The organism is Elioraea sp. Yellowstone, from assembly GCF_006704265.1.
GTDB lineage: Bacteria > Pseudomonadota > Alphaproteobacteria > Acetobacterales > Acetobacteraceae > Elioraea.
Genome location: NZ_VIKA01000139.1, coordinates 1 through 8,304 on the forward strand (window position 1 = coordinate 1; position 8,304 = coordinate 8,304).

The 8,304-nt window shown below is 74.1% G+C and carries 6 protein-coding genes; 4 read left to right on the top strand and 2 right to left on the bottom strand.

Translation table 11 applies throughout. The features are described from left to right. Window positions 1–2,344: AsmA-like C-terminal region-containing protein (locus tag FK498_RS15360; protein ID WP_141856055.1), on the top strand; the 2,344-nt coding region annotated here is incomplete at its 5' end. A gap of 69 nt (window positions 2,345–2,413) precedes the next feature. Next, window positions 2,414–4,126, top strand: coding sequence for a methyl-accepting chemotaxis protein (locus FK498_RS15365; protein ID WP_161988441.1), 1,713 nt, complete (start codon window positions 2,414–2,416; stop codon window positions 4,124–4,126). A gap of 97 nt (window positions 4,127–4,223) precedes the next feature. On the opposite strand, the gene tyrS is transcribed toward FK498_RS15365, so the two are convergent. Then, a complete protein-coding gene (gene tyrS / locus FK498_RS15370) occupies window positions 4,224–5,453 on the bottom strand; it encodes a tyrosine--tRNA ligase (RefSeq protein WP_141856059.1) in 1,230 nt (409 codons plus the stop codon). A gap of 67 nt (window positions 5,454–5,520) precedes the next feature. Between tyrS and FK498_RS15375 the strand changes: the two genes are divergently transcribed. Then, a complete protein-coding gene (locus FK498_RS15375) occupies window positions 5,521–6,612 on the top strand; it encodes an anhydro-N-acetylmuramic acid kinase (RefSeq protein WP_141856066.1) in 1,092 nt (363 codons plus the stop codon). Window positions 6,613–6,666: 54 nt separating this feature from the next. Here FK498_RS15375 and FK498_RS15380 read toward each other — a convergent pair whose 3' ends face one another. Further along, entirely contained in the window at window positions 6,667–7,335 is a 669-nt protein-coding gene (locus FK498_RS15380) for an alpha/beta hydrolase (protein WP_141856062.1), read from the bottom strand. Window positions 7,336–7,626: 291 nt separating this feature from the next. On the opposite strand from FK498_RS15380, the gene cysE reads away from it, so the two are divergent. Next, window positions 7,627–8,304, top strand: a 678-nt coding sequence (cysE, locus tag FK498_RS15385) for a serine O-acetyltransferase (RefSeq protein ID WP_141856064.1), incomplete at its 3' end; no start/stop codon positions are given.

An 8,304-nucleotide genomic window follows, 5' to 3' on the forward strand; every position in this document is an offset into this window, starting at 1 on the left:
CTCCGGCACCGTGGCGATCGCCCTCGGCCCCGCCCTCGCGCTCGAGAGCGGCCGCATCACCGCGACCCTCGGGCCGGGTCGGGCACGCCTGCCCGGCGGCGGGGCGATGCCGATCGCCTCGGCACGCGCGGCGCTGCGCTTCGACGGCGCCACGGTCACCGTGGAGGAGGCTGCGGTCGTTCTGCCGGCCACGCATGGGCCGCGACCCACGGTCACCGCAACCGCCACCCTCGGGCGCGCCGGCACGCTCTGGTCGCTCGCCGCCGAGGCGCGCCTGGACCGCGTCGCCTTCGCCGACCTGCCCGACCTCTGGCCGGAGGGGCTCGGCACCGGCGAGCGCGCCTGGATCACCACCAACATCACCGAGGGCATGATCACCGGGGCGCGGTTCAGCCTCGCCGCCACGCTCGATCCGGCGAGCTTCGCGCTGACGCCGACGGTGCTTGCCGGCACGATCGAGGCCGAGGGGGCGAGCGTGCACTATCTCCGCCCCATGCCGCCCGCGACCGGCGTGGCCGCGACCGCGACCGTCGCGCTCGACAAGGTGGTGGTGGTGACGCGCGGCGGCGCGGTGGGCGAGATCCGCACGACCGATGCCACCGTCGTGCTGTCCGGCCTCGACACCAGGCCGCAATGGGCCGACATCGCCGTCAGGATCGAGACGCCGCTGCCGGCTGCGCTCGCGCTGCTCGCCCATCCCAAGCTCGACCTGTTCGCCCGTCGTGACCCGCCGCCGGCCGGAATCACCGGCGAAGGCACGCTCGATCTCGCGCTGCGCTTCCCGCTGCTCGACGCGCTGACGGTGGACGGGATCGAGGCGCGTGCGACCGCGCGCGTGCGCGAGGTGACCGTACCGGATGCCGTGCTGGGCAGGCCGATCACGGCAGGACGGTTCGCGCTCGAGGCGTCCGAGACGGGGCTGAAGCTCGAGGGCACGGGCAAGGTGGCGGGGCTGGAGGCGCAGCTCGGCTACGAGGCCGATTTCCGTGCCGGCCCCGCGAACCAGGTCGTCCAGCGCGCCTCGCTGCGCCTCGCTCCCCAGCCCGGCGTGCCGCAGGCCTTCGGCTTCGACCCCGCACCCTATCTGACCGGCGCGGTGGGAGGCGAGGCGCGGCTCGCGGTGCGACGCGACGGCCAGTCGAGCGTGACGCTGCGCGCCGACCTCGCCCGCGCCCGGCTGGCGCTGGCGGAACTCGGCTGGGAGAAGCCCGCCGGGGCGGCGGCCTCGGCCGAGGCGACGCTCCGGCTGGCCGGGCCGCGCCTGGTCGCCGCGGAGCTGACGCGGCTGCAGGGGCCGGATCTCGCCGGGCGTGGCCGTGCGGCCTTCGGTTCGGGGGGCCGGCTCGAGCTGATCGAGATCGCGGATCTCCGTCTCGGCACGACACGGATCGCGGGCGAGCTGCGTCCGCCGGCGCGCGACGGCGAGGCCTGGCGGGTCGCGCTGCGCGGGCCGGTCCTCGACCTGTCGCGCCGGCCGCGCGGGAGCGCGGCGGACCGTCGGACCTCGCCGGCGGTCGCCCTCGAGGCCCGGTTCGACCGGGCGGTGCTGGGCGAGGGCAGGCAGGTGCGCGACGTCGCGGTCGCGGTGCGTCACGATGGCCGACGCATCGCCGTGCTCGATGCCAGGGGCGCGGTCGGCGACCGTGGGGGCTTCACGGCGACCATCCGTCCCGATGGCCAGGGCCGCCGGCTCGAGATCCGGTCCGACGACGCGGGCGCGCTGCTGGCGACGCTCGACGTGCTGGACAGCATGGCCGGCGGCCGGCTTGTCGTGGAGGGGCGGTTCGACGACACGGCGCCCTCCTCCCCGCTCGCGGGCCAAGCCACCATCGAGGAGTTCCGCCTGCGCGATGCGCCCGCGATCGGGCGGGTGCTGCAGGCGATGACGCTCTACGGCGTGCTCGAGCTGGCGCGCGGCCCGGGGCTCTCGTTCGGCACCCTGGTGGCGCCCTTCCGGCTCGAGGGCGACACGCTGGAGCTGGCCGATGCGCGCGCCTACGGGCCTTCGCTCGGCTTCACCGCCAGGGGCAGGGTGGATCTCGCGGCCGAGACGCTGGCGATCGAGGGCACCATCGTGCCGGCCTACGTCTTCAATACGCTGCTGGGGCACATCCCGCTGATCGGCCGGCTGTTCTCGCCGGAGCGCGGCGGCGGGGTGTTCGCGGCGACCTACCGGGTGCGCGGCTCCTTCGCCGACCCCGAGGTGTCGGTCAATCCGCTCGCGGCGCTGACACCGGGATTCCTGCGCGGCCTGTTCGGCTTCCTCGATCCGGGCGAGCCGGGCGCGGCGCCCGGGCCGCCGGCCGAGCCGGATCGGCCCGGGACGGGTCGGGGCGGCGGATAGCCGGGCTTCACGCTCTGTTCATGGGGCGTGTGCATGATCCGACCACGATCTGGGAACGGAGCTTCGATCATGTCGACTGCGGTATTCGCGCGCGCCAATCCCTTGCGCCTGGTCGCCCGTCTCGGCCTCGGCGCCCGCGTGATCGCGGCCGCCGTGCTGGGCGGTGCGCTCGCCGTCGCCGCCAGCACCTGGTGGACGCTCGCGACGCTGGAGAGGGAACAGCGCGAGGCCGCGCAGCGGTCGCTCGAGGTCAATCTGCGGGTCCTCAAGGACCAGGTACACCGCCACGGCGCCACGCTCCGGGTCGAGGGCGACCGCATGCTCGCGGGTGATACGCCCCTGAACGGCCGCAACGAGATCGTCGACGCCGTGAAGGACATCGCCGGCGGGGTCGCGACCCTGTTCCTCGGCGATCTGCGCATCGCCACCAACGTGGTGCGCCCGGACGGGTCGCGCGGCGTGGGCACGCGGCTCGCCCCCGGTCCGGCCTTCGACGCTGCCATCACGCGCGGCCAGACCTATCGCGGCGAGAACGACATCCTCGGGCGCCGCCACCTGACGATCTACGAGCCGATCCGCGACGGCTCCGGCAAGCAGATCGGGCTCTGGTTCGTCGGCGTGCCGATCGCCGAGCTCGACGCGATGCTGCGGGACGCCAGGCGCGACGCGGCAATCGCCGCCCTGACGGCGCTCGCCCTGGCCGGCCTGCTGGTCGCGCTCGTGATCCGCCGCTCGCTCGCGCCCGTGCGGACTCTGCGCGACGCGACGCTGAAGGTCGCCGAGGGCGCGCACGATGTCGCGGTGCCCTGCACCGACCGGCGCGACGTGGTGGGCGAACTCGCCCGCGCGGTCGAGACCCTGCGCCGGACCAGCGCGGAGGCCGCCGCGGCGCGGGCGAACCTGGATGCCGAACGGGCGCGTGCCGCCGAGGAGCGTCGCGCCGCCCGCGTCGCGCTGGCCGACCGGTTCGAGGCGCAGGTGATGGCCGCGGTCGCGGCGGTGGCCGAGGCGGTCACGCGGCTGCGCGGCAGCGCCGACGCCATCGCCGAGAGCGCGAACGGCAATGTCTCCCTCTCGACCGAGGTCACCCTCGCGTCCGACCGCGCCGCCGCCGGCGTGAACGCCGTCGCCGCCGCCGCCGAGGAGCTCTCCGCCTCGATCCGCGAGATCGGCCGGCAGGTGACCGAGGCGGCATCGGTCGCCCGTGCGGCGGCCGAGGAGAGCGCGCGCACCAATGCCTCGGTGGGCGAGCTGTCGGCGGCCGCGGCGCGGATCGGCGACGTGGTGCGGCTGATCAACGACATCGCCGGGCAGACCAACCTGCTCGCGCTGAACGCGACGATCGAGGCGGCGCGCGCGGGCGAGGCGGGCAAGGGCTTCGCCGTGGTCGCGTCCGAGGTGAAGAACCTCGCCAGCCAGACCGCCAAGGCGACCGAGGAGATCGGCGCGCAGATCAATGCCATGCAGGCCGCGACCGGCGGCGCGGTGGAGGCGATCCGCGCGATCGGCGGGCGGATCGACCAGATCAGCGGTCTCGCCTCCGCGGTCGCGGCGGCGGTGGAGCAGCAGGGCGCGGCGACCGCCGAGATCGCGCGGTCCGTGCAGGACGCTGCCGCCGGTACCGGCGAGGTGTCGGGCGCGATCCGCCGGGTCGCCGACAACGCCGTGCGGGCGGCGGAGGCGAGCGCGACGGTGAGGGGCGAGGCGGGGCGGCTCGATGCGGAGACGGGAACGATGCGCGGCGCGGTCGAGGGCTTCCTGAGGGAGCTGCGCGCGGCCTAGGGCAGATCGCATACGGCTGGAATCGGCCGTAGGCGTGAAGATTGCTCGCGAGGACAGGTTGGAGCGGTTTCCACTCGTGTGGAAACCGCGCCAGCGACTACGCCGCGCGCACCAGCACCTGCTGGCGGCGCCCGAGGCTGAGCCGTGCGGTGCCGTCGCGCAGCGCTTCCGTGCCGATCACCGCCGCCTCGTCGGTCACCGGCGCGTCGTTCAGACGCACCGCGCCGCCGCGGATGTGCCGCCGTGCCTCGGCGTTGGAGGCCAGCCCGAAGGCGCGCGCGACGAGGGCGAAGGCCGGCATCCCGGCCGCAAGCTCCGGCACCGTCACGGTCGGCAGCCCCTCCTCGGCCACGCCGGCCGCGGCCCTGGCCGCCGCCTCGGCCGCGTCGCGCCCGTGCAAGAGCGCGGTCGCCTCGGTCGCGAGCACGATCTTCGCCTGGTTCAGCTCCGCCCCGCGCAGCGCCTCGAGCCGCGCGATCTCGTCCTCGGGCAGTTCGGTGAACAGGCGCAGGAAGCGGCCCACATCCGGATCCTCGGTGTTGCGCCAGAACTGCCAGTAGCCGAACGGCGCGAGCCGGTCCTCGTTCAGCCACACCGCCCCCGCGGCGGTCTTGCCCATCTTCGCGCCCGATGCGGTGGCGAGCAGCGGCACGGTCAGGCCGAAGGCGTCGCGCCGATCCGTCCGGCGGATCAGATCGGCGCCCATGACGATGTTGCCCCACTGGTCCGAGCCGCCCATCTGCACGGTGACGCCGTAGCGGCGGTTGAGCTCGCGGAAGTCGTAGGCCTGCAGGATCATGTAGTTGAACTCGAGGAACGAGAGCGGCTGGTCGCGCTCGAGCCGGAGCCGCACGGAGTCCATCGACAGCATGCGGTTGACCGAGAAGTGCACGCCGATCTCGCGTAGGAGCGGGATGTAGCGCAGCTCGTCCAGCCACTCGGCATTGTCGGCCTCGATCGCATCCGCAGGGCCGGTGCCGAAGCGGAGCAGGCGCGCGAAGGGGCGGCGGATGCCGCGCTTGTTCGCCTCGATCTCCGCCTCGGAGAGCAGCCTGCGGCCCTCGTCGCGGCCCGAGGGATCGCCGATCTTGGTCGTGCCGCCGCCCAGCAGCACCACCGGGCGGTTGCCGGTGCGCTGCCACAGCCTGAGCAGCATGATGGAGATCAGATGGCCGACATGCAGGCTGTCGGCGGTGCAGTCATAGCCGACATAGGCCGAGACCGGGCCGGCGTGGAGGGCCGCATCCAGCGCGTCGAAATCGGTGCACTGGTGGATGAAGCCGCGTCGGGCGGCCTCGCGCAGGAAGTCCGATCGGGGCTCGCTCATGGTCCGTTGCCCGTTGCCTTGAGGGCGGGCTCGCTATCACAGTCGCCGCATGGGGGCAAAACCGGGGCTGCATCTCGGGCTGATGAGCGGCACGTCGCTCGACGGGGTGGATGCGGCGCTCGTCGAGACCGACGGCGAGGGGGTCGCGCGCCCCGGCGCATCGCTGACGCTGCCCTATGACGCCGCGCTGCGCAGCCGGCTGCGCGGGCTGCTCGACCGCGCGGAGACGCTGGCGCGCGACGACCCGGAGCTCGCCGAGGCGGAGCGCGCGCTCACCGACCGGCACGCCGAGGCCGTGGCCGCGCTGCTCGCCCGCGCCGGGGTGGCCGCGCGCGCGGTCGTGGCGCTGGGCTTCCACGGCCAGACCATCCTGCACCGGCCGGAGCGGCGGCTCACTTGGCAGATCGGCGATGCGGCGCGGCTTGCGGAGGCGACCGGCATCGCGGTGGTGCACGACTTCCGTTCCGCCGATGTCGCTGCCGGCGGCCAGGGCGCGCCGCTCGCCCCGCTCTGGCACGCGGCGCTGGCGGGCGGGCTCGCGCGTCCGCTTGCGGTGCTGAACCTGGGCGGGGTCGCCAACGTCACCTGGATCGGCGCGGACGGTGCGGTGCTCGCCTGCGACACCGGGCCCGGCAACGGTCCGCTCGACGACTGGGTCGCGGGGCGCGCCGGCGTGCCGTACGACGAGGGCGGGCGGATCGCCGCTGCCGGGCGCGTCGCGGTGGCGGTGCTGGCGCGGCTGATGGCGCATCCGTTCTTCGCCGTCCCGCCGCCGAAGTCGCTCGACCGGCTCGATTTCGCGCGCGCGATCGCAGCCTCCGGGCTCGCGGCGCTCTCGACGGCGGACGGGGCGGCCACGCTCGCCGCCTTCACCGCCGCCTCGGTCGCCGCGGTACGGGCGCATCTGCCGGCGCCGCCGCTGCGCTGGCTGGTGACCGGCGGGGGGCGGCACAACGCGGCGATCATGGGGGCGCTGCGTGCGACGCTCGGCGCGCCGGTCGATCCGGTGGAGGCGGTCGGGTGGGACGGGGATGCGCTGGAGGCGCAGGCCTTCGCCTATCTCGCCGCGCGCAGCCTGCGCGGCCTGCCGCTCAGCCTGCCGACGACGACCGGCGTGTCGAGGCCGCTGCCGGGCGGGCGGCTCGCGCGGCCGGAGTGACAGGGGCCGGACCCGCAGGCGGCTCCGGCCCCCGCCCGACCCTGCGGCTGCGGCTCAGTCGGCGGCGAGCTTCATCCGCTCGTCGCGGCCGAGCGCGGCGAGCAGGTGATCCTCCGCCGCCTCGGCCAGCCGGTCGCAGTGCTCGACGAAGAAGTGGTCGCAGTCCTCGAACACGCGGTAGTCGATCCTGATGCCCTTCTGCGAGTTCAGCTTGGCGACCAGCTTCGCCACCGCCGGTTCGGGCACGATCTCGTCCTTGGCGCCGGTCACGATCAGCCCCGACTGCGGGCACGGGGCGAGGAAGCTGAAGTCGAAATGGTTCGCCGGCGGCGCAACCGAGATGAAGCCGCACACCTCGGGCCGCCGCATCAGCATCTGCATGCCGATGAAGGCGCCGTACTGGTAGCCGGCGACCCACACGGTCTTGCTGTTCGGGTTGATGCGCTGCAGCCAGTCGAGCGCCTCGGCGGCATCGGCGAGCTCGCCCTCGCCGCCGCTGTAGCGGCCCTGGCTCTTGCCCACGCCGCGGGAGTTGAAGCGCATCACCGAGAAGCCCAGGCGCTGGAACACCTGGTAGAGGGTGTAGGTCACCCGGTTGTTCATGTTGCCGCCATGCAGCGGGTGCGGGTGCAGCACGAGCGCCAGCGGCGCATTCGGCATCTTCGCGTGGTGGTAGCGAGCCTCCAGCCGGCCATCCGGCCCCTGGAACATCACTTCAGGCATGTCGTTTCCGGTCCTGTCCGCAACGCGCCATCGCGCGGTCCCCCTCGGAGCCCAGTCATTGCAGAACCGGCGCGCGCCGGCCTTCCCCATGCGGTCCCCGGTTCCCGGTCCGGCCAGGCGATGGCCGGATTGTTGACGGCCGCGCTTGGACTCCGTAGCGTCAAGCGCGCATGGTGCAGCGCAACCATGGGATCGGGTCCGGTAACGATGGCCTCCAGGCGGGCTCCGGGCCTGAAAGCGGCGGCACTATAGTGACCGTCACACGGAATTAACACCGGAATCGTGCTGAACATGGCGGGACGCTGGGTTGAAGGAATCGATGCGGTACGCGCACGCGATCCTGCGGCACGGTCACGGATCGAGGTGCTGCTCTGCTACCCGGGCGTGCATGCGATCGCGCTTCATCGCGTCTCCCACCGTCTCTGGCACTGGGGGTTGCGTCTGCCGGCACGGCTCCTCTCGCATCTGGGGCGACTTCTGACCGGGATCGAGATCCATCCCGCCGCGCGCATCGGCCGTCGGCTGGTGATCGACCACGGTGACGGCGTCGTCATCGGCGAGACCGCCGAGATCGGCGACGACGTGCTGATGTACCACCAGGTGACGCTCGGCGGCACCTCGCTCGCCGGCGGCAAGCGCCACCCGACCATCGGCGACAAGGTGATCCTCGGCGCCGGCGCCAAGATCCTCGGTCCGATCGTGGTCGGCGAGGGCGCGCGGGTCGGCGCCAATGCGGTGGTGCTGTCCGACGTGCCGCCGGGCCAGACCGTGGTCGGCATCCCCGCCCGGCCGGTGGACCGCAGGCCTGCCGGCGCCGACGTGCTGCCCTACGGCACGCCCTGCGACGAGACGCTCGATCCCGGCCTGCGCGCGCTCGAGGCGCTGCGGGCGGAGGTGACCGAACTGCGCGCCCGGCTCGCCGCCCTCGAGCAGGCGCGGGCGCGCGCCCCCCCCGGCGACGGCCTGACA